Annotated in this window: 18 protein-coding genes; 9 read left to right on the forward strand and 9 right to left on the reverse strand. The window is 61.5% G+C overall.

Annotation, left to right across the window (positions count from 1 at the left end; genetic code table 11):
* The first annotated feature begins 34 nt into the window (after positions 1-34).
* The 5 genes from AC5YUO_RS14995 (at position 35) to AC5YUO_RS15015 (ending at position 5,130) form a co-directional block, all read left to right on the forward strand.
* Positions 35-508: a VOC family protein gene (locus AC5YUO_RS14995; RefSeq protein WP_400819120.1), complete on the forward strand. Its 474-nt coding sequence runs from the start codon at positions 35-37 to the stop codon at positions 506-508.
* Positions 509-768: 260 nt separating this feature from the next.
* On the forward strand, positions 769-2,112 hold the full coding sequence (locus AC5YUO_RS15000; RefSeq protein ID WP_496155775.1) for an extracellular solute-binding protein: 1,344 nt from the start codon (positions 769-771) through the stop codon (positions 2,110-2,112).
* Positions 2,113-2,194: 82 nt separating this feature from the next.
* Complete coding sequence (locus AC5YUO_RS15005) at positions 2,195-3,085, forward strand: carbohydrate ABC transporter permease (protein ID WP_400819115.1); 891 nt, start codon at positions 2,195-2,197, stop codon at positions 3,083-3,085.
* A gap of 7 nt (positions 3,086-3,092) precedes the next feature.
* Positions 3,093-3,977: an ABC transporter permease subunit gene (locus AC5YUO_RS15010; RefSeq protein ID WP_496155776.1), complete on the forward strand. Its 885-nt coding sequence runs from the start codon at positions 3,093-3,095 to the stop codon at positions 3,975-3,977.
* A 31-nt stretch (positions 3,978-4,008) separates the two neighbouring features.
* Positions 4,009-5,130, forward strand: a complete 1,122-nt coding sequence (locus tag AC5YUO_RS15015) for a sn-glycerol-3-phosphate import ATP-binding protein UgpC (protein ID WP_496155777.1) — start codon at positions 4,009-4,011, stop codon at positions 5,128-5,130.
* A 118-nt stretch (positions 5,131-5,248) separates the two neighbouring features.
* Here AC5YUO_RS15015 and AC5YUO_RS15020 read toward each other — a convergent pair whose 3' ends face one another.
* The 9 genes from AC5YUO_RS15020 to AC5YUO_RS15060 all read right to left on the reverse strand — a co-directional run bounded on the left by AC5YUO_RS15020 (position 5,249) and on the right by AC5YUO_RS15060 (position 14,755).
* Complete coding sequence (locus AC5YUO_RS15020) at positions 5,249-6,196, reverse strand: LysR family transcriptional regulator (protein WP_496155778.1); 948 nt, start codon at positions 6,194-6,196, stop codon at positions 5,249-5,251.
* A 62-nt stretch (positions 6,197-6,258) separates the two neighbouring features.
* Positions 6,259-7,767: a carboxylesterase/lipase family protein gene (locus AC5YUO_RS15025; RefSeq protein ID WP_496155779.1), complete on the reverse strand. Its 1,509-nt coding sequence runs from the start codon at positions 7,765-7,767 to the stop codon at positions 6,259-6,261.
* Between the two features lies 1 nt (position 7,768).
* Positions 7,769-8,557, reverse strand: a complete 789-nt coding sequence (locus AC5YUO_RS15030) for an ABC transporter permease (RefSeq protein WP_400819102.1) — start codon at positions 8,555-8,557, stop codon at positions 7,769-7,771.
* 8 nt (positions 8,558-8,565) lie between these two features.
* Positions 8,566-9,441 carry an ABC transporter permease gene (locus tag AC5YUO_RS15035; RefSeq protein ID WP_496155780.1) on the reverse strand — a complete coding sequence of 292 codons (876 nt, stop codon included), beginning with the start codon at positions 9,439-9,441 and terminating at the stop codon, positions 8,566-8,568.
* A complete protein-coding gene (locus tag AC5YUO_RS15040) occupies positions 9,441-10,496 on the reverse strand; it encodes an ABC transporter ATP-binding protein (RefSeq protein WP_496155781.1) in 1,056 nt (351 codons plus the stop codon). Before AC5YUO_RS15040 ends, AC5YUO_RS15035 begins: the two co-directional genes overlap by 1 nt.
* 20 nt (positions 10,497-10,516) lie before the next feature.
* Positions 10,517-11,590 carry an ABC transporter substrate-binding protein gene (locus AC5YUO_RS15045; RefSeq protein ID WP_496155782.1) on the reverse strand — a complete coding sequence of 358 codons (1,074 nt, stop codon included), beginning with the start codon at positions 11,588-11,590 and terminating at the stop codon, positions 10,517-10,519.
* Between the two features lie 30 nt (positions 11,591-11,620).
* Positions 11,621-12,622 (reverse strand): dipeptidase, encoded by a 1,002-nt coding sequence (locus tag AC5YUO_RS15050; protein ID WP_496155783.1) that lies wholly within the window; start codon positions 12,620-12,622, stop codon positions 11,621-11,623.
* Positions 12,619-13,263, reverse strand: a complete 645-nt coding sequence (locus AC5YUO_RS15055) for a 2-hydroxychromene-2-carboxylate isomerase (RefSeq protein WP_496155784.1) — start codon at positions 13,261-13,263, stop codon at positions 12,619-12,621. The genes AC5YUO_RS15050 and AC5YUO_RS15055 overlap by 4 nt, the downstream gene beginning before the upstream one ends.
* A complete protein-coding gene (locus tag AC5YUO_RS15060) occupies positions 13,256-14,755 on the reverse strand; it encodes an FAD-dependent oxidoreductase (protein ID WP_496155785.1) in 1,500 nt (499 codons plus the stop codon). Before AC5YUO_RS15060 ends, AC5YUO_RS15055 begins: the two co-directional genes overlap by 8 nt.
* 371 nt (positions 14,756-15,126) lie before the next feature.
* Between AC5YUO_RS15060 and AC5YUO_RS15065 the strand changes: the two genes are divergently transcribed.
* From AC5YUO_RS15065 to AC5YUO_RS15080, 4 genes are all read left to right on the forward strand, one after another.
* Positions 15,127-16,452: an LLM class flavin-dependent oxidoreductase gene (locus AC5YUO_RS15065; protein ID WP_269829764.1), complete on the forward strand. Its 1,326-nt coding sequence runs from the start codon at positions 15,127-15,129 to the stop codon at positions 16,450-16,452.
* A gap of 153 nt (positions 16,453-16,605) precedes the next feature.
* Positions 16,606-17,601 (forward strand): aliphatic sulfonate ABC transporter substrate-binding protein, encoded by a 996-nt coding sequence (locus AC5YUO_RS15070; RefSeq protein ID WP_400819085.1) that lies wholly within the window; start codon positions 16,606-16,608, stop codon positions 17,599-17,601.
* The gene (locus AC5YUO_RS15075) at positions 17,598-18,467 is read left to right on the forward strand and encodes an ABC transporter permease (RefSeq protein WP_496155786.1); all 870 of its coding nucleotides are present in this window, start codon (positions 17,598-17,600) and stop codon (positions 18,465-18,467) included. Before AC5YUO_RS15070 ends, AC5YUO_RS15075 begins: the two co-directional genes overlap by 4 nt.
* On the forward strand, positions 18,464-19,195 hold the full coding sequence (locus tag AC5YUO_RS15080) for an ABC transporter ATP-binding protein (protein ID WP_496155787.1): 732 nt from the start codon (positions 18,464-18,466) through the stop codon (positions 19,193-19,195). Before AC5YUO_RS15075 ends, AC5YUO_RS15080 begins: the two co-directional genes overlap by 4 nt.
* Positions 19,196-19,198 lie beyond the last annotated feature (3 nt).

Below are 19,198 nucleotides of genomic sequence, written 5' to 3' on the forward strand. Positions count from 1 at the left end.
GCGACGACGAGTTCAATTTGGGAGGAAAACGCAAATGGAAAAGAACACGATCTGTATCTGGTACGACAAGGATGCCGAGGCCGCGGCCCGATTTTATGCCGAAACCTTTCCCGATAGCGCAGTGACCGGCGTTCACCACGCGCCAAGCGACTATCCTTCCGGCAAGAAGGGAGACGTGCTGACGGTGCAGTTCACCGTCGCAGGCGTTCCCTGCATCGGCCTCAATGGCGGACCGGTCTTCAAACAGAGCGAGGCTTTCTCGTTCCAGATATCGACCGAAGACCAGGAGGAAACCGACCGCTACTGGAACGCCATCGTCGGCAATGGCGGTGAAGAAAGCGCCTGCGGCTGGTGCAAGGACAGATGGGGCGTTTCCTGGCAGATCACGCCGCGCGTGCTGATGGAGGCCATGGCCGCCGGTGGCGCTGAGGCCAAGCGCGCCTTCGATGCGATGATGGACATGAAGAAAATCGACGTCGCCGCCATCGAGGCCGCACGTCGCGGTTGACTGGCAAAAGCTGTTCAGCAACAAGTAGCGACGTGGGACAAGAACAGTAAGAATTTGATAAATAATCTCAAATTCCGATTTTTCGCATTTGTCGCACTTTTTCCGCCGCGCAGAATGGGCTGCGCGGCCAGTCATCATAAAACGTTCAACAAACTGTAAGCCATCCGTCAAAGACGGCTGTTAGCAGAGCCCGTGGCTTCGTGCCGGGGACATGAGGTCCTTGCCGAGCAGGCCATCATTCCATCAACGGGGCTCAACTCATGAAATCTTCCGCTCTGACTTCCTTCGTGGCGGGCGTCGCCATCGCCGCCGCCTTTGGCGCCACGGCCGCCCAGGCAGAAAAGACCAAGTTCGAATTCTGGTACGGTCTTTCCGGCGATCTCGGCGACCGCGTCCAGGAAACCTGCAAGAAGTTCAACGATTCCCAGGCCGACTTCGAGATCGTCTGCACCTCGCAGAACGATTACGAATCCACCCTGCAGAACACCATTGCCGCCTATCGCGCCAAGAAGCAGCCCGCCATCACCCAGATTTATGACGCCGGCACGCTGGACATGATGCTGTCCAAGGCTTTCGTTCCCGCCAAGAAGCTGATGGCCGACAATGGCTACAAGATCGACTGGAACAATTATTTCCCCGGCATCGCCAATTATTACGCGACCGCCGCCGGCGAATTGAACTCCTTCCCCTACAATTCCTCCACCGCCGTCTTCTATTACAATGTCGACGCTTTCGAAAAAGCCGGCATCACCTTCAAGCCCGACACCTGGGAACAGGTCGAAGAGGCCGCCAAGAAGCTGAAGACCGCCGGCTTCGAATGCCCGCTCGCCTTCAACTTCGACACCTGGATGCTGATGGAGCAGTTCTCCGCCATCCATAACCAGCCGATCGCCACCAAGGCCAACGGCTATCAGGGTCTCGACGCGGAACTTTCGATCAACAAGACCAAATTTGTCGACCACGTCAAATTCTTCAAGAAGATGCAGGACGAGAAGCTGTTCGTCGTCAAGACCAAGCAGCTCGGCATGGACATCCTGCCGTCCTTCACCTCGCAGACCTGCCAGATGTTCATGTCCTCGATCGCCAGCCATGGCACCGTCGGCAAGGGCATGCCTGAGGGCGTGAAGTGGGACGTCGCGATGCTGCCGATCTGGAAGGGCACCGAACGTCACAACTCGCTGGTGGGCGGCGCTTCGCTGTGGGTTCTCGCCGGTCGTCCGGACGCCGAATATAAGGGTGCAGCCGCATTCCTCAACTTCATCGCCCAGCCTGACATGGTTGAATGGTGGTCGACCGTCACCGGCTACATCCCGGTCACCAAGACCGGCTTCGACGCCATGAAGGCCAATGGTTTTTACGACAAGGCTCCCTATAAGGGCCGCGAAAAGGCCATCGAAAGCCTGACCTTCACGCCGCCTTCCGAATACACCCGCGGTATCCGCCTCGGCGGTTTCACGCAGATCCGCAAGGAAGTCGCCACCTCGCTCGAAGCCATCTTCATGCAGAACGCCGATATCCAGGCCGAACTCGACAAGGCCGTCGAGCGCTCCAACACCGGTCTGCGCCGCTTCGAAAAGACCTATGAAGGCGCCAAGCTGAACTAAGCGCGCTTTCATTGCTGTCATAAGGCCTGTCCGGACAGTCTCCGGGCAGGCCCGCCGAAATCTCGAACCCCGCCGGACTCCAATGGAAAAACGTACCGTCTTCAAAAGCACGTGGCTGCCTGTGCTCTTCGCCCTGCCGCAGTTCCTGCTGATCCTTCTGTTCTTCTATTGGCCGGTTGCGGCGGTGCTGAACTGGGCATTCACCCTGGAGCCGCCTTTTGGCGGCCCGGCGGAATTTGTCGGTCTCTCCAATTTCGTGGAAACCTTCGGCGATCCGCTTTATTGGCAATCGATCCTCACCAGCCTGATCTTTGCTGTCGCCGGGCCGTTTTTTGCCATCCTCATCGGCCTTGTGCTCGCCCTTGCGGTCGATCGCCAGCTTCCCGGCTCCGGCTTTTTCCGCGTGCTTTATATCCTCCCCTATGCCATTGCCGGCCCCGCCGCCGGCATGGCCTTCCGCTTCATCCTGTCGCCGGAACGCGGCCTCGCCGCCTCGCTGAATTCCTGGTGGCCCGACATCTGGAACCCGGCCAAATACGGCGAACACGCGCTCATCCTCGTCATCGTCATCTTCATCTGGAAATGGGCGGGTTATACCTTCATCTTCCTGTTCGCCGGCCTGCAATCCGTGCCGCGTTCGCTGACGGAGGCCGCCGCCATGGACGGCTCCGGCCCCATTCGCCGCGCCATCGACATCCAGGTGCCGCTGCTTGCGCCCACCCTGTTCTTCCTGACCGTCATCATGATGACCGAGGGTTTCGTCGGCGCTGATACGTTCGGCATCGTCGCCTCCACCACCGAAGGCGGCCCCAACCACGCCACCGAAGTGATGGTCTACCGCATCGTCAGCGAAGCCTTCGAGGGGCTGAACTATTCCGGCGCCTCGGCCCAGAGCCTCGTCCTCATCGGCCTCATCATGGTCTTCACCTTCATCCAGTTCCGCTTTGTCGAGCGGCAAGTCCACTACAAGTGAGGCGGCCATGATCCAGCGCACTCCCTATGCCGACGCCCTGACCTACGCGATCATGGTGGCCGGCTTCTTCCTGCTCATCGGCCCCTTCATCGTCGTCATTTCCGGCGCCAGCCAGAGCGTCCAGCAGGTCAACAGCGTCCCCTTCAACTTCATGCCGCAGGGCGAATTCTTCGCCAATGCCGAGGCTGCCTGGCAACGCGCCAATCTCGGCAGCGCCCTCCTCAACAGCCTGATCATGGCGACGCTGGTAACGATCGGCAAGGTGGCCCTTTCGGCCTTTACCGCCTTTGCCATCGTATTCTTCCGCTCGCCGCTCAGGCATCTGTTCTTCTGGACGGTATTCATCACCCTGATGCTGCCGCTCGAGGTTCGCGTGGTCCCGACCTATTCGGTGGCCGCCGACCTGTTCCAGCCGTTCCGCTCCATTCTCGGCCTGTTCGGCATCGAGGTCACGCTCGAATGGAACCTCCTGAACTCCTATGCCGGCCTCACTTTGCCGCTGATCGCCACGGCCACCGGCACGTTTCTCTACCGGCAGTTCTTCATGACGATCCCGGACGAGCTGGCGGAGGCCGCCCGCATGGACGGTTCGGGCGCAGCGCGTTTCTTTGTGGACATGTTGCTGCCGCTGTCACGCACCAACATGCTGGCGCTCACCACCATCATGTTCGTTTATGCCTGGAACCAGTATCTCTGGCCGCTGCTGATGGTCACCGATCCGTCCTACAAGACGGTGATGATGTCGCTGAGGGCGCTTCTGCCCGCCGATGATGGCACGCCGGACTGGAACGTCACGCTGGCCGGTTCCCTCATCATCATCCTGCCGCCGCTTCTCGTCGTGGCCTTCCTGCAACGCTGGTTCGTCCGCGGTCTCGTCTCGTCCGACAAGTGACAGCGCGGCTCTCAACAACAAGGTTTTTATCATGGCTCAGATCGATATTCGTCAGGTCCGCAAATCCTATGGCAAGACGCCGACCCTGCACGGCGTGGACCTCTCTTTCGACTCCGGCGAATTCGTCGTCATCCTCGGCCCATCAGGCTGCGGCAAATCCACGCTTTTACGCATGATCGCCGGCCTGGAGGACATCACCTCGGGCGAGATCGCCATTGGCGGGCGCGTGGTCAATGCGCTGGAACCGCGTGAGCGCGGCTGCGCCATGGTGTTCCAGAATTATGCGCTTTATCCGCATATGTCGGTGGCCGGCAATATCGGCTATGCGCTGAAGGTCGCCGGTGTTCCCAAGGCCGAGCGCCAGCGCCGCGTCGAGGAAACCGCAAAGATCGTCGGCCTTTCCGACTATCTGGAGCGCAAGCCCGCGGCCCTTTCCGGCGGCCAGCGCCAGCGCGTCGCCATGGCCCGCGCCATCATCCGCGAACCTGCCGTGTTTCTTTTCGATGAGCCGCTCTCCAACCTCGACGCCAAGCTGCGCGTGACCATGCGCGCCGAAATCCGCAAGCTGCACCAGCGCCTCTCCGCCACCTCCATCTTCGTCACCCATGATCAGGTTGAAGCCATGACGCTGGCCGACCGGCTGGTGGTGATGAACAAGGGTAATGTCGAGCAGGTCGGCCATCCGCTGGATATCTATCACCGTCCCGCCAGCACCTTCGTCGCGTCCTTCATCGGCTCGCCCGCCATGAACCTGTTCAGCACAAGGGTTGAGGTGGAATCCGCTGCCGTGATGCTCGCCGGCACGCCGGTCAAACTTTTCCCCGAAACCGCGCTGGAACTGCGCGGCCGCGACGTGACGGTCGGCATCCGCCCGGAACAATGCGTCGTCAGCACGGATGGCGCCGGCGTGCCGGCGATCGTGGATTTCGTCGAAGAACTGGGCTCGGGCCGCATCGTGCATGCCGATATCGCTGGCGAGACCTTCTCCGCCGCCATCGGTGAGGATCTCTCGGTCAAACCCGGCCAGCGCATCCATCTGGACCTCCCCACCGCCCACCTCCATTTCTTCGACCCGGCCACCGGCAAGCGGATCGAAACGGAGGGCGCCGTCGAAACCACCCGTATCGGCAACGAGAAACTGCTGGCGGTTTAGCGGCCGTGCAAGACGTCTCCGGTGCGGCCACCAATATGGTGCGTCTGCACCGGAACCGGGAACACTATACCCCCGGTGTCAGGCAGCCGATCCGATCGCAGAAATGAGATTAGGAAATTCAGTCAATATTCTGAATTTGCGATATTTTATCATAGACAACCGCTTGCGGAATATCCGCCACCAGCCGCTTTGCTGTGGCCACCAGCTGTTCCACTTCGAAGATGACCGGCCGGCCGGCAGCCGTGACCAGCCCCCACTGGAACGGGATGTGGAACGAGAGCGGTATGACGCGGACACCCTCCACCGGCAGACCCCAGAGCGTGATCGATTCGACGATTGCGACACCGAGACCCATGCGCGCCAGCGAAAGGGAAACATAGGTCGCATTGCTGTCGATCACGGAGGAAAGGTCGACACCGAGGCCGGAAAGCACGTCATTGATCCGCATGCGCAGGCGGAAGGGGTTTGCCGAAGCGATAAGCCGGTTTCCGGCAAGATCTTCGGCGGAGATGACCGCCTTCCGGGCGAGCGGATGATCCTCCGCCACCACGGCCACGCAGGGCACTTCCCCCAGCCAGTGAATGTCGACACCGGGATTGTCGAGCGGAAGGCTGACGGCGCCGAGATCGGCCGTGCCCGCCATCACCGCCTGCACGACATTTTCCGAAGAAATGCTCTGGAGATGCACGTGATCGGGAAACCGGTCGGCCGGCAGGGCCGCGAGCGCCCGTGGCAGGAGACTTGCGGCAATCGCCGGAATGGAGGCGACCTCGATAGCCGTGCGGCGCGCGGCCTGAATGCGCCTTGCGCTTTCGCTGATGGTTCTGAGGCCGCCAAGAAACAGTTCCGCCTGCGCGAAAAAGGCCACCCCCTTTTCGGTGGGCGTGATGCGGGGGCCATTGCGGTGCAGCAGCGCGAAGCCGATTTCGCCCTCCAGATCCTGAATGAGGCGCGTCACGACGGGTTGCGACTTGCCCAGCGCCTTGGCGGCGCCGGTGATGCTGCCGATCGAAACCACGGCCACGAAAGCCTCGAGCTGCCGCGTATCGAGATAGTCAGACGCCATTTTCCACTCCGCCCCAAGACCTGTGTTCAAGACCTGTGTTTCTGCCTCATCGTCACCAAGCGCTATACCGGCCCGCGATCTTCATGGCCAGCCGGCAGCCAAAGCGCCTCGCGCCCGTCGAAAGGATCGGGAGTAGCGCCAAACCCAGCTGGGCCTGCCCGCAGAACCATTGGTTTTTCGGCATGATATAGCGGCCACTCACCATTGGGGGCACGAGGCCGTTCGTCTTTTATGAAGGAGGCCCACAGATCGTGGATCGCTCTTGCAAAGCCCGCATCCGCCACCCGCTGACGCTCGGGCAGTTCGCGGCCATTCGAACCATCGTGGTACCAGACCGCGCCGACTTCCGCCCCGTGCGGCGCGCCCAGTTCATCGGCCTCCAGCGAGCCGTAGAGATATTTATAGACCGGGTTGCGGCGGGCCTGCAGCCTTGCAAAACGGATCGCCGGAAGCTGGAATACGAGATCGCCGGCAACCGCGCGCCAGATGCCGCGCGGGCTGTGGCTCGGCAGAGCCCTGCGATAACGCTCGACAATAAGGGAGCCGGTGAGGCCACGCGGCAGAACCCGCTTATGCAGCAATTCCGCGCAGAGCGCGAAATCCATCTCCGGCTGCGCCGTCGCGTGGGTCACATATTCTCCCGTCGTGCAGCCGATCATCATCGGCACGGCGGCGGTGCGGCCTTCGCGCGCGGCAGTTTCGGGATGTTCCGGCAGGCTTACCCCATCGATGACGGGAACGAAGGGCACGCCGAGCATCGAGGCTGCGCCGTCACGGGCAAAATCATGCTGCTCATAGGACTGGTTGCAGAGATCGCGCTGGATTTCGAGCAGCCGGTGCATGGGCAGGGCCGCCAGCGAAGTCTCATCGGCATTGGCGGCGGCCACGAACCGGCGCGTCAGCTTCGCGGCATCTTCCATCGAAGCGACACCCGTGCTTGCGCCGCTTTGTGGCATCGCCCGGTGGAAAAGCCCCTGCGCGCCCGGCATGGCCATCAGCGCCGCGACGGCAAAGCCACCCGCCGAACGCCCGGCCAGCGTCACCCGGTCCGGATCGCCCCCGAAGGCGGCAATATTGTCGCGCACCCATTCGAGTGCGGCGACAAGATCGAGCAGACCGCGATTGTCGGGCCTGCCTTCAAGATGGAGGAAACCCAGCGCGCCAAGCCGGTAATTGACCGTGACCTCAACGATGCCGCTTGCCGCAAAAGCGCCGCTCTGCAGCACCGGCTCATTGGCCGAACCGACCGCATAACCGCCGCCATGGATCCAGAACAGCACCGGCGCCCTGCCCGCCGGATCGGGCGTGCGGATATTGACGGTGAGGAAATCCTCGCCGAAGGCCAGTTTCGAGGTCGCGGCCGTGCCCACAGGGCCATAGGTCGGAATTTGCGGACAGACGGGGCCAAGCCGGCCGGCGTCCCTTATGCCCTGCCATGGCAGGACGGGCTGCGGGGCTTCAAACCGGCGCTGCAGCGTGACAGGCGCGGCATAGGGCACACCGAGAAAGGCCTGAATTCCGTTTTCCGTGATCCCCTGCAGCACGCCGGCCGCGATTTTCACCATCGTCATGTCACAGCACCTTGCGCAGCCCGATCAGCCGCTCGACCGCCACCACGACGATGACCGAAATCAGGATGAGGATGACGGACAGGGCGGCAATCTGCGGATCGGTGGAATATTCCAGATAATGATAGATTTCCGTCGGCAGCGTCGAGGATTTGACCGAGACGATGAAGAGCGAGATCGTCGCCTCATCGAAAGAAATCAGGAAGGCGATGACCGCACCGGCGATGAGGCCGGGCCGCACCAGCGGCAGGGTGATGCGCCACAGCACCATGGCCGGCGATGCGCCATGAACGCGCGCCGCCTCCTCGATACGGCGATCCACCGCCATCAGGCTCATGGTGATGGTGCGCACCGTATAGGGCGTGGTGATGCCGAGATGGGCAAGGAAAATGCCGGTATAGCTGTCGAGCAGGCCAAGCGGCCCGAGCACCAGCATCACGCCGACGGCGAGCACGATATGCGGTACGAGGAAGGGGGCGAGGATGAGGAAATTGATCGCGCCCTTGCCGCGGAATTCGTGCCGCGACAGCGCCAGCGACAAAAGCAGCCCGGCAAGGATCGAGACGAAACCGACGAGCAGGCCGATGCCGAGGCTGCGCCAGAATGCGCCGATGAATTTGGCATTGGCGAAAACCTTGGCATAGGAGCCGAAGGACAGGCTTTCCGGCGGAAAGGCCAGATATTGCCGTGTATCGAAAGAAATGATCAGGACGACGATGATCGGCGCCAGAAGAAACAGATAGAGCAGCGTCAGCAGAAGCGCGTGGGCGAAGCGTCCGAATTTTGCGTCCATGGCCGGCCTCACGTCTCAAGCGCGCGCATGGCGCGCTGGTAAATCACGATCACGCTGCCGAACAGCACGAGCAGCAGCACCGAAAGCGCCGCCGCCAGCGGCCAGTTCAGCGTCACCGTCGCTTCATTGTAAACCTCCGTGCCGATGACGAAGACGCGGCCGCCGCCCATCAGGCGCGGCGTGACGAAGGAGGAAATCGCCAGGACGAAAACGAGAAGCGCTGCGGTGAGAACGCCGGGCAGCGAAAGCGGCAGCACGATGCGGGTGAAGACGCGCAGGCGGTTAGCACCCAGCATGGCGGCGGCCTCCTCCAGCTGCGTGTTCAGCCGGCCAAAACCGCTCAGCATCGCCAGGATCGCATAGGGCATCAGGATTTCGATCAGCGCGACAGTGGCGCCGAAATAATTATTGGTCAGCCGGATGACGCCGTCCGTAAGCCCGGAGGATTGCAGCACCGTATTGATGACGCCCCGGTCCCCCAGAATGACCATCCAGCCATAGGTGCGCACCACCGAGGAGGTGAGAAGCGGCGCAACGGCAAGTGCCGTCAGCACCCCGCGCCAGCGGCTTTGGGTGCGGGCGAGAAAAAGCGCGATGGGATAGGAAAGGACGACCGCGAAAATGGCGACATTCACGCCGAGATAAAGCGTGTTCCAGGCGATCTTCCAGTAAAACGGATCGAACAGCACGGTCCTGTAGGATTCGAGCGTCCAGTCGCCGCCGCGAAGGGCGGCCATGGACGAGGATGCGAATGAGGCGCGCACCAGCCAGATGAGCGGCAACAGAAACGTCGTCAGCAGAGCTACGAGGCCCGGCAGAAGCAGGAGAAGCAAAACGCCGCGATGCGACGTGCCGCCACCGGAAGCATGGCTTGCCGCCGCCATCAGGCCGCCTCCCCGATCAGCGTCACATCCTCCGGCGCAACCGACAATGTCACGCGCTCCCCCTTTGCCGGCAGAGCGGCGGCATGGGTGGGCAGATCGGCCTGAAGGCGATGATCGCCGGCGCGCACGCCGAGCGTCAGCATCTGACCGCGATAGGTGACATGCTCGACGATGCCGGAAAAAGCATTGATGCCATCGCCAAGGAGAAAGCGATGCGGGCGAACTAGAAACCGCGCTTTTTGGCCAACCGGGACAGCGCCCGAGAAATGCAGGAAACCGAGACCGGGAATCTCGGCGCGTCCCGGCGCAACCACGGTGCCCGCAAGAAACGAGCCGGCGCCAATGAAGGAGGCGACAAAATCCGTTTTTGGCCTATCGAAAATCTCGCGCGGCGTGCCGATCTGCTCCAGCCGGCCTTCGGACATGACGGCGAGCCGGTCGGCCATGGACAGGGCTTCGTCCTGATCATGGGTGACGAAAATGCTGGTGACGCCGGTTCGGTTCTGGATATCGCGGATTTCATCGCGCATCTCGTCGCGCAGCTTGGCATCGAGATTGGAAAGCGGCTCATCGAACAGCAGCAGAGCGGGTTCGATGACGAGAGAGCGGGCAATCGCCGCCCGTTGCTGCTGGCCGCCGGAAAGCTGGGAGACACGCCTTTCGCCGAAGCCGGAAAGCTTGACCAGATCGAGCGCCTTTTCCACCCGCTCCTTGCGCTCCGACTTGGCGATGCCGCGCATTTCCAGCCCGAAGGCGATGTTTTCGGCAACATTCATATGCGGAAACAGGGCATAGGCCTGAAACACCATGCCCATATTGCGCCTGTGGACCGGGGTTGCGGAAATATCGCGACCGTCCAGCCGGATTTCACCCGAGGTTACGGGAATGAGGCCGGCGATCATGCGCAGGATCGTCGTCTTGCCGCAGCCTGAAGGCCCCAGCAGCGCCAGCATTTCCCCGCGCGGTAAGGAAAGGCTGACGTGATCCACGGAGGGCTTGAGGGCGCCCGGATAGGTCTTCACGAGATTGTCGATCTCGACATGATGATCGGCCATGACGTCCTCTGCTTCCTGTCTCAATTCGCCGCGATGACCTCACGGTTGATCCGCTGTATCCACGCCGAATATTTGTCCGCCACGAAGTTCCAGTCGAGTGAAGACTGCGCGGCCTGGGCTTCCTTGCTGCCATAGATGCGGGCGGCCACCGGCTCGCTGAGCGCAACCTTGCCGTTGACCGGACCGTAGAAGCTCTTTTCAGCGAAGGTCGCCTGCGCCTCGGCGCTCAGCGCATAATTGACGAAGAGTTCGGCAGCCTCCTTATTGGCGGAACCCTCGACCAGACCGATCGTGTTCGTCTGGCCGATGGAGCCTTCCTTCGGCAGGGCAATGCCGATCTTGCCGCCCTGCGTGTCGTGCAGATATTGCGCGCGGCCGTTCCAGCAGATGGAAAGATCGACTTCGCCGCTCTGCACCACCGCATAACAATCCGGCGCAGGTTCGAAGGTCGAGACGCTCGGCGCAATCTCCTTCAGGAAATCGATGGCCGGATCGATGGAGGTCTTGTAGTCGCCGCCCTTAAGCTTGGTGAGGATCGGCAGGAGGATGACGCCGCGCGTATCGGAAAGCTTGGCGGCGATCTTTCCCTTGTATTTCGGGTCTGCGAGATCGGCCCAGCTCGTCGGCGGCTCCTTCACCGCGTCGGTATTGTAGAGAATGGCGAGATTGTCCTGCGAGAAGGCGACGGCGCGATCGCCATCGATACGCGCCCATTCCGGCTGTTCGGCAAGGTTCGGCACCCTGGCGGCGTCGAGCTTCGTGAACAGCTCTTCCTTGTTCGCCTTGATCGCCACCGAAACGTCGATCAGGGCGACGTCGACCTTCGGCTCGGCGCGCTGAAGGGTGAGAAGCGCCAGCGTTTCGGCCGAATTCTTGCTCTGCTGATAATTCACCTCGATGCCGGGATGTTTGGCCTTGAAGGCGTCGATGATGAATTTCTGATAGTTATCCGCAAAGACGCCGGAGAAACCGACGATGTTGACGGTGCCCTTCGTCGCATCCTGCGCGAAGACGGTTCCCGAGAGCGATGCGATCCCGGCGGCAACGATGCCAACGACGAGAGCGGCCTTGCGGCGCTGATGAGCATTTTTCATTTCAATTGCCTCCGTTTGTTTTTGATATTGTCAGTTTGCCGGCCGCCAGGCGGCATCCAGCACACGCAGCCAGTTCTGGCCGAGAAGTTTGAGGACGAGCGTTTCGCTCCAGCCGCGCGCCAGCATGCGGGCGGTGATGTTGGGCACCTCGCCAATGCGCTCGATGCCCTTCGGCTTGGAAATCTTGACGGTCGCGAATTCCGTCAGCGTGCGGGCCGTGCCCTTGTCGCGGTTGGCCCAGAGCTGCCAGGGGCCGGGGCGCGGCCGATCCTGCGAAAAATCCGTGCCGATGCCGACATGATCTTCGCCGACGAGATCGATGACATATGCCATGGCATCGAGATAATCCTCCACCGTCGCATCGTTTCCGGCGGCAAGGCCCGGCGCAAAAAGGCTGATGCCGATGATGCCGCCCTTTTCCGCGCAGGCCTTGAAGAGTTCATCCGGCTTGTTGCGCTTCACGTCGCGCAGCGCCCGCGGCAGCACATGCGAGATGCAGGCCGGCGCTTGCGAGCGGGCGATGACATCCGCCGTGGTTCTGTCGCCAACATGGCTCAAATCGCAGAGCACGCCGACGCGGTTCATCTCCGCCAGCACCTCGCGGCCGAAGCCGGTCAGGCCGCTGTCGTTTTCTTCAAGGTAACCGGCACCGGAATAATTCTGGGTATTGTAGGTCAATTGCATGATGCCGACGCCGAGATCCTTGAAAATCTCGACGTAATCCAGCTTGTCCTCGAGCGGCGAGGTGTTCTGCCAGCCGATGATGATGCCGGTCCTGTTTTCGGCCTTGGCCGCATGAATATCGGCAACCGTGCGCACCGGGCGGATGAGGTCGTCATTTTCCCGCAGGAAACGCCTCCATTCGCTGACATAACCGATGCCCTCGCGGAAGTTTTCCCAGATCACGCTGGAGACATTGACGGCGGTAAGGCCGCCGGCGCGCATGTCCTCGAATATGGGCCTGCTCCACTGGCAGGTTTGCAGACCGTCGATGACGATGGCCTGATTATGGAGTTTTGCGGCATCGGTCATGCGGATGTCCTCACTGCGGATGATGAAATTTGATGTTTCAGGGCAGCGAGCGCGCGGCTCACGAATTCCAGACGATCCTGCCCCCAGAAGAGTTCGCCATTCACCACATAAGTGGGCGTTCCAAAAATCCCGAGGCGTTCGGCTTCGGCGAGATTTCCCTGCCATTCCGCCACGATGTCTTGGCACTGCGGATCGCGCACGAGGGCCGCGCCTTCCGAGCCGAGAACCGCCTGCGCGATGGCGCGGAGCGTCTCGAGATCGGCAATGTCACGCTCTTCGCTCCACAAGGCGCGCTGGATGGCGAAGGACAGGCTGATCGCATCGAGCCCGGCCTTCTGCGCAGCGATGATGAGCTGGGCAGCGCGTTCGATGGTGGCACAGGGATAAAATTTCGGCGCAAGGTTGAGCGGCATGTCGAGATATCGACGCCACCGGTCCAGCTCCACGGCATGATAGCTCTGCCGGGCATCCGGGCGGCTGCGCAGCGGAATTCCGCCATTGGCCTCGATGATGCGGATGGGCCGCAGCACGATTGCGGCGCCATGTGTGCGGGCGACTTCGACGGCCCGTGGTGCGCCGAAATAGGCCCATGGCGAAGAAATGCCGTAAAATATCTCCAGTTTCAGCGCCGCTTCAGCCATTGGCATGCTCCTTGATCCTGTCCTGCGCGTCCGCATCGCGCCATTCCTCGCCGGTGATTTCAGCGGCGTCGTGGTTCATGAAAGTATCGAAATGACGGGCGCGATCTTCAACGAAGAGAGACCGCGCGATGCCCTGCGCCAGCCGCTCCGCCCCCGGGCTTATGGCCGGAATGCCGCTGGTGATTTTCCCGTGGGAGGGAACGGCCGGATAGGCGAAGCAATGGATGCGGGAAATCGCCTCCGCCTCGGCGGCCGGAATATCCGGTTTGGGCAGAAACTCGAAGGCCGGCCCGAGATAGGGATAGGACCCCAGCGCGTCATTCTCCTGCCCGGCCGGCGGCTGATAGGCATCGCGCCAGAGCAGGACACGGTCGTTCAGGGCCACAAATTCCGGCCGCCGGGCGAAATCGACATCGAAGCCGGTGGCGAAAATGATGAGATCGGCGAAATAACGCCCCTTCGGGGTCTCGATCTCCACCGCATCGCCCGCTTCCTTCAGGGTGAGAACGGGACTGCCCAGGTGGAAGAAGGCATTGTCATGACGCGAGACCCGGAGAACGCTATGGCGCGGCGGCGGGATTTGTGTGCGCTCCGCCTCGACCATGAAGGCCCAGCGGTCGGCATCGGGCAGGCCGATATAACCGTGGGTCATGCCGAGGCTGGCGATACCGCCGAATTTTTCGACCCGCGGAATATCGGGCCTGCGAATGAAAAGATCGACACGGGCGGCCCCCGCTTCCAGCGCTGCGGCCGCATTGTCCATGGCCGAAGCACCGGCACCGACCACCGCGACGCGCTTGCCACGCCATGCGCTCACATCGAATACGTCGCCGCTATGGCGCACGAAGCGGGCGGGAACCGTTTTCGCCACATCCGGCAGGCGCGGCGCGCCGAGGCCATCGAGCCCGGTTGCCAAAATTACCCGGCGCGCCAGAACCTTGGCTGGACCTTCCGGACCCAGAAAATCGAGAGCGAGCAGGCCATCCTCGCGCAAAACGAGACCGGCAAGTTCGGTTTCGTTGCTCACCGGCAGTGCCAGCACAGTGCGATACCAGACCATGTAGGCCATCCAGGCTTCACGCGGTATCAGCCCCATCTCCTCATAGGCACGCGCGCCGAACTGCGCCTCGAACCATGCACGGAATGTGAGGGAGGGCACGCCGAGCGCCGGTCCGGCCAGTTCCTTGCGGGTGCGCAATGTCTCCATGCGCGCACTGGTCACCCACGGGCCTTCCCGCCCGCTGGGCGCCCTGTCGAAAGCCCTGACATTGTCGATCCCGGCAAATGAAAGAGCGGCAAGCGCGGTCAGCCCGCAAAGCCCGGCACCGATGACGGCGACGTCAAGCACTTCAGAACCGTTGAGAGAGGTGCGCGGCACCCACGGCTTTGCCGGTCGCTCAAGCAGGGCGAGTTCCCGCGCAAGCCTCGCCTCCAGCGCCGGCAAGCCGCCCGCATTCACAGACACTGCGTCGGTTTTGCGATCTTCCATCATGTTATTTCTGAATTAATGAGCGTTAAAAATTCTATTTAAGCATTATAAGAAACACAGAAGCGGAGATCCGGAAAGCAAAATTCTTCTAATCATTCACGGTTTTCGGCAAATTTTGGCGCGGGAGGCCGGAATTGAAGTTCGACCCTCGGTTTCCCGCTCAACAGGGTGGAAACAAAGCTGCACAGGTGACGGGACATCGCCAAATGCAGGATTTCGGCAAAAATCTTTCGGTTCGGAAATCATAATCGGAATAGTCTTTGCCGCGTCGATGCCCCGGCGGGGATATCGTCGCCACCAGCATAGGCATGCCTGCGGCTGCAGCCATCGGCAACTCGCCGCGCAACCCAAAACATCAACGAAAGTGAAGCCCAATGGCAAATGATCGCAAACTGCATCTCGGCGCCTTCATGCGGCCCGTCAGTCTCCACACGGGTGCTTGGCGTTATCCGGGCGCCTTTCCGGATGCGAATTTCAATTTCGCCCATCTGGCGCGCTTCGCACAACAGCTGGAAGCCGCGAAGTTCGATGCCTTCTTCATGGCCGATCATCTGGCGGTGCTGAACATGCCCACGGAAGCGCTGCGCCGCAGCCACACCGTCACCTCCTTCGAGCCCTTCACCCTGCTTTCGGCGCTCGCCGCCGTCACCTCCCGCATCGGGCTGGTCGCCACCGCCTCCACCACATTCGATGAGCCGTATCATGTGGCCCGGCGTTTCGCCTCGCTCGATCACCTCAGTAACGGCCGCGCCGGCTGGAACATCGTCACCACGTCAAATCCGGACGCCGCCCGGAATTTCGGCCGCGAGGAACAGCCTGATCATGCCGAGCGTTATGGCCGCGCGCGGGAATTTTACGATGTCGTCACCGGCCTCTGGGATTCCTTTTCCGACGACGCCTTTATCCGGGATGTCGATAGCGGGCTGTTCTTCGATCCCGAAAAGATGCATGTGCTGGACCACAAGGGACCCGAATTTTCCGTGCGTGGACCGCTCAACATCGCGCGTCCGGTGCAGGGTTGGCCCGTCATCGTGCAGGCCGGAGCTTCCGAGCCGGGACGCCAGCTTGCCGCCGAGACGGCAGAGGTGGTTTTTGCGGCAACACCCACGCTTGCGGCGGGAAAGGCCTTTTATAAGGACGTCAAGGACAGGACCGTCGCCGCTGGCCGTTCACGCGACGGAATTGTCATCCTGCCGGGCGCTTTCGTTCTTGTCGGCGACAGCGTGGAAGAGGCCAAGGCCAAACGCGCCAGGCTCGACAGCCTCGTCCATTACGACAGCGCAATCGCCTCGCTTTCCATTGCACTCGGCCACGATGTTTCAGGCTTCGATCCCGATGGTCCCCTGCCTGATATTCCGGAAACGAACGCCAGCAAATCCAGCCGTGAAAGGGTGATCGAACTTGCCCGAAGCGAGGGCCTGACGGTGCGCCAGCTTGCCCAGCGGCTGGGCGGTTATGCGGGTCTTGCCTTCGTCGGCACACCAAAGACCATCGCCGACGAGATGGAACAATGGCTCCATGAGGAGGGCTCGGACGGTTTCAACGTCACCTTCCCTTTCCTGCCCGCCGGTCTGGACGACTTCACGACGCAGGTGGTGCCGGAACTGCAAAGGCGCGGGCTGTTCCGCAAGGATTATGAGGGGCCGACATTGCGCGACCATCTTGGCCTGCAACGACCGGCCAATCGATTTTTCAGCTGAATAAAGCGCCGTCGCGCCGATCGCGCTTGCGGTAGGGAGATTTTCCACGCCGGTTGCAAAGTTTGGCATGAGGTTCCAGAAGGGCGGATTGACCTTAAAAACACCCGCCCATACCCTTTAAATACACAAAATACATAAATTAGGTGAATTAATATGAAGGCTGAACATTCCCGCCGCCAGATCCTCAAATTCGGCATTGCCGGCGCTCTTGCGGCACCGCTCGCCACGGGCAAGGCGCTGGCCCAGAATTCACAGGAATTTCCTGCCGAGCTGAAGCTGGACTGGGGATTTTACTCCTCCCATACGCTGCTGATAAAGAACAAGGGCTGGCTTGAGGAGGCTTTCAAGGATGTCGGCACCAAGATCACCTGGGTGCAATCCCGCGGCAGCAACAATTCGCTCGAATTCCTGAAGGTCGGTTCGACGGACTTTGCCGGTTCCGCCGCCCTTTCCGCCTTTCTCGCCCGCGCCAACGGCGTGCCGCTGAAGGTGATCTATGTGGCGAGCTGGGGTGGCTCCTCCATCATCCAGGTACGCCCGGATTCGCCCATCAAGACCGTCGCCGATCTCAAGGGCAAGACCATTGCGGTCACCAAGGGCACCGCGCCCTATTTCACCCTCGTCCGCGCGCTTGACCAGAACAAGCTGTCCATCGACGACCTCAAGGTCGTGAACCTGCAGCATCCGGAAGGGTTCAACGCGCTTCAGCAGGGTCAGGTGGATGCCTGGGTCGGCATCGATCCGCACACATCCCAGGCCGAGCTTGCCGGCGACCGGGCGATTTTCGACGAGCGCAGCTGGCGCGACGGCAGCGTCTTCAGCGTCTCCGAGGCGTTTCTGGCGAAGCACCCGAAAGCGGTCGACAGGCTTCTCGGCGTCTGGGTGCAGACGCAGAAGTGGATTCGTGAAAACAACGGCGAATTCATCGATTTCGTCACGCAGGTCACCGGCAACGATCCCAAGATCACCAAGCTCACGATCGAGAAGCGCGACTGGAAGGATCCCGTTCCCGGAGAGGAATTGCTAAACTCGATCCGCATCGTCACGCCGCTTTTGGGCGACGATGTTCTGCGCCCCGGCGTCAATGTCGACAATGTCCTTTCTTCGCTGATCGATCCGGCACCGGCGAAAAAGGCACTCGGCGCATGAATTCCCATCCGCGCGAATTCCAGCGCGTGAAACAGACTGCTGGACAATTCCCTTCCCGATTGCCCTTTTTGCAGAGGGTGGGGAATTTCCTTGGCCGTTTCGACCTGCGCGGCGCAATCGTGCCCGTCGGCTCGCTGCTTCTGCTCGAACTTTTCGTTCGCCTCGGCTGGGTCAGCCCCTATGTGCTGCCGCCGCCTTCCGAACTTTACGATACGTTCCTGCGGCTTGCGGAAGGCCCCTTGTGGACGAATGTTGCGGCCAGTACCGCGCGCGTCTTCGTCGGCTTCGTCATCGGATCCCTGCTCGCCGTCATCGTCGGTTCGCTCGTCGGTCTGGTGATTGCCGCCGAACGTTATCTCGAGCCGACGTTTCAGGCGCTGCGGGCGGTCCCGAGCCTTGCATGGGTGCCGCTGCTGATGATCTGGTTCGGCATTGGCGAAACCTCGAAAATCGTGCTGATCGCCAAAAGCGCGTTTTTTCCCGTCTACCTCAACCTTTTTTCCGGCATCAGGAATGTCGACCGCAAGCTGGTGGAGGTGGGCGAGATGTATCGCCAGCCGCTGCCCGTGCTGGTCTGGCGGATTTTCATTCCCGCCTCTCTGCCGCATCTTTTCACGGGCCTGCGCTACGGGCTGTCGCTCGCCTGGCTGAGCGTCGTTGCGGCCGAACTTCTGGCCGCCTCGGAAGGTATCGGCTACATGCTGTCCGACGGGCGGGAGCTTTCCCGGCCTGATCTCGTCATGATCGCCATCATCTGCCTTGCGGTGCTGGGCAAGATTTCCGACAGCCTCTTCAAGATCGTCGAAGACCGTTGCCTGCGCTGGCGCGACACCTATCCGCTCCAGCAGGGAGGACGCCTGCGATGAGTTTGCTCAATGTCGATGTGCGCGAGAAGGCTTTCGGTGACACGGTGGTCCTTCAGGATATCCAGCTCACGCTGGGCGATGGCGAAGCGGCGGTTCTTCTCGGCCCCAGCGGCTGCGGCAAGAGCACATTGCTGCGCATCGCCGCCGGCCTCGACCGGCGTTTTTCTGGTGCGGTCAGGGTTCAGCAGGACGATGAGCAGGCATCGGGCTCACCGCCCATCGCCTTTGTCTTTCAGGAACCACGCCTGATGCCCTGGCTGACGGTTGCCGAAAACATCGGTTATGCGGCCGGCAGGAAATATGATGTCGGTCGCGTGGAAAGGCTGATCGACGATGTGGGTTTGAGCGGCCACGGCGGGGCGCTGCCGAAGGCCCTTTCGGGCGGCATGGCGCAACGTGTGGCGATCGCAAGGGCGCTCTATACCGAGCCGCGCATCCTGCTGCTCGATGAACCCTTCAGCGCGGTCGACGCTTTCACGCGGATGAAGTTGCAGGATCTGGTGCTGAAGCTCGTCGAACAGCGCGGCATCTCCTTCCTGCTCGTCACCCACGATATCGACGAAGCGCTCTATCTCGGCGACCGGATTTACATGATGGGCGCCCATGACGGCCGTATCCAGCAGCGGATAGAGGTGGACGTGCCACGCCCGCGTGACCGGAGGGCGCCACAGCTCGCCAGCCTCAAAAACGAGGTGCTGACCGCCCTGCACAATGCCCATGTCATCTGAGGA

The sequence above is a fragment of the Agrobacterium sp. LEGMi-208b genome, assembly GCF_059511785.1.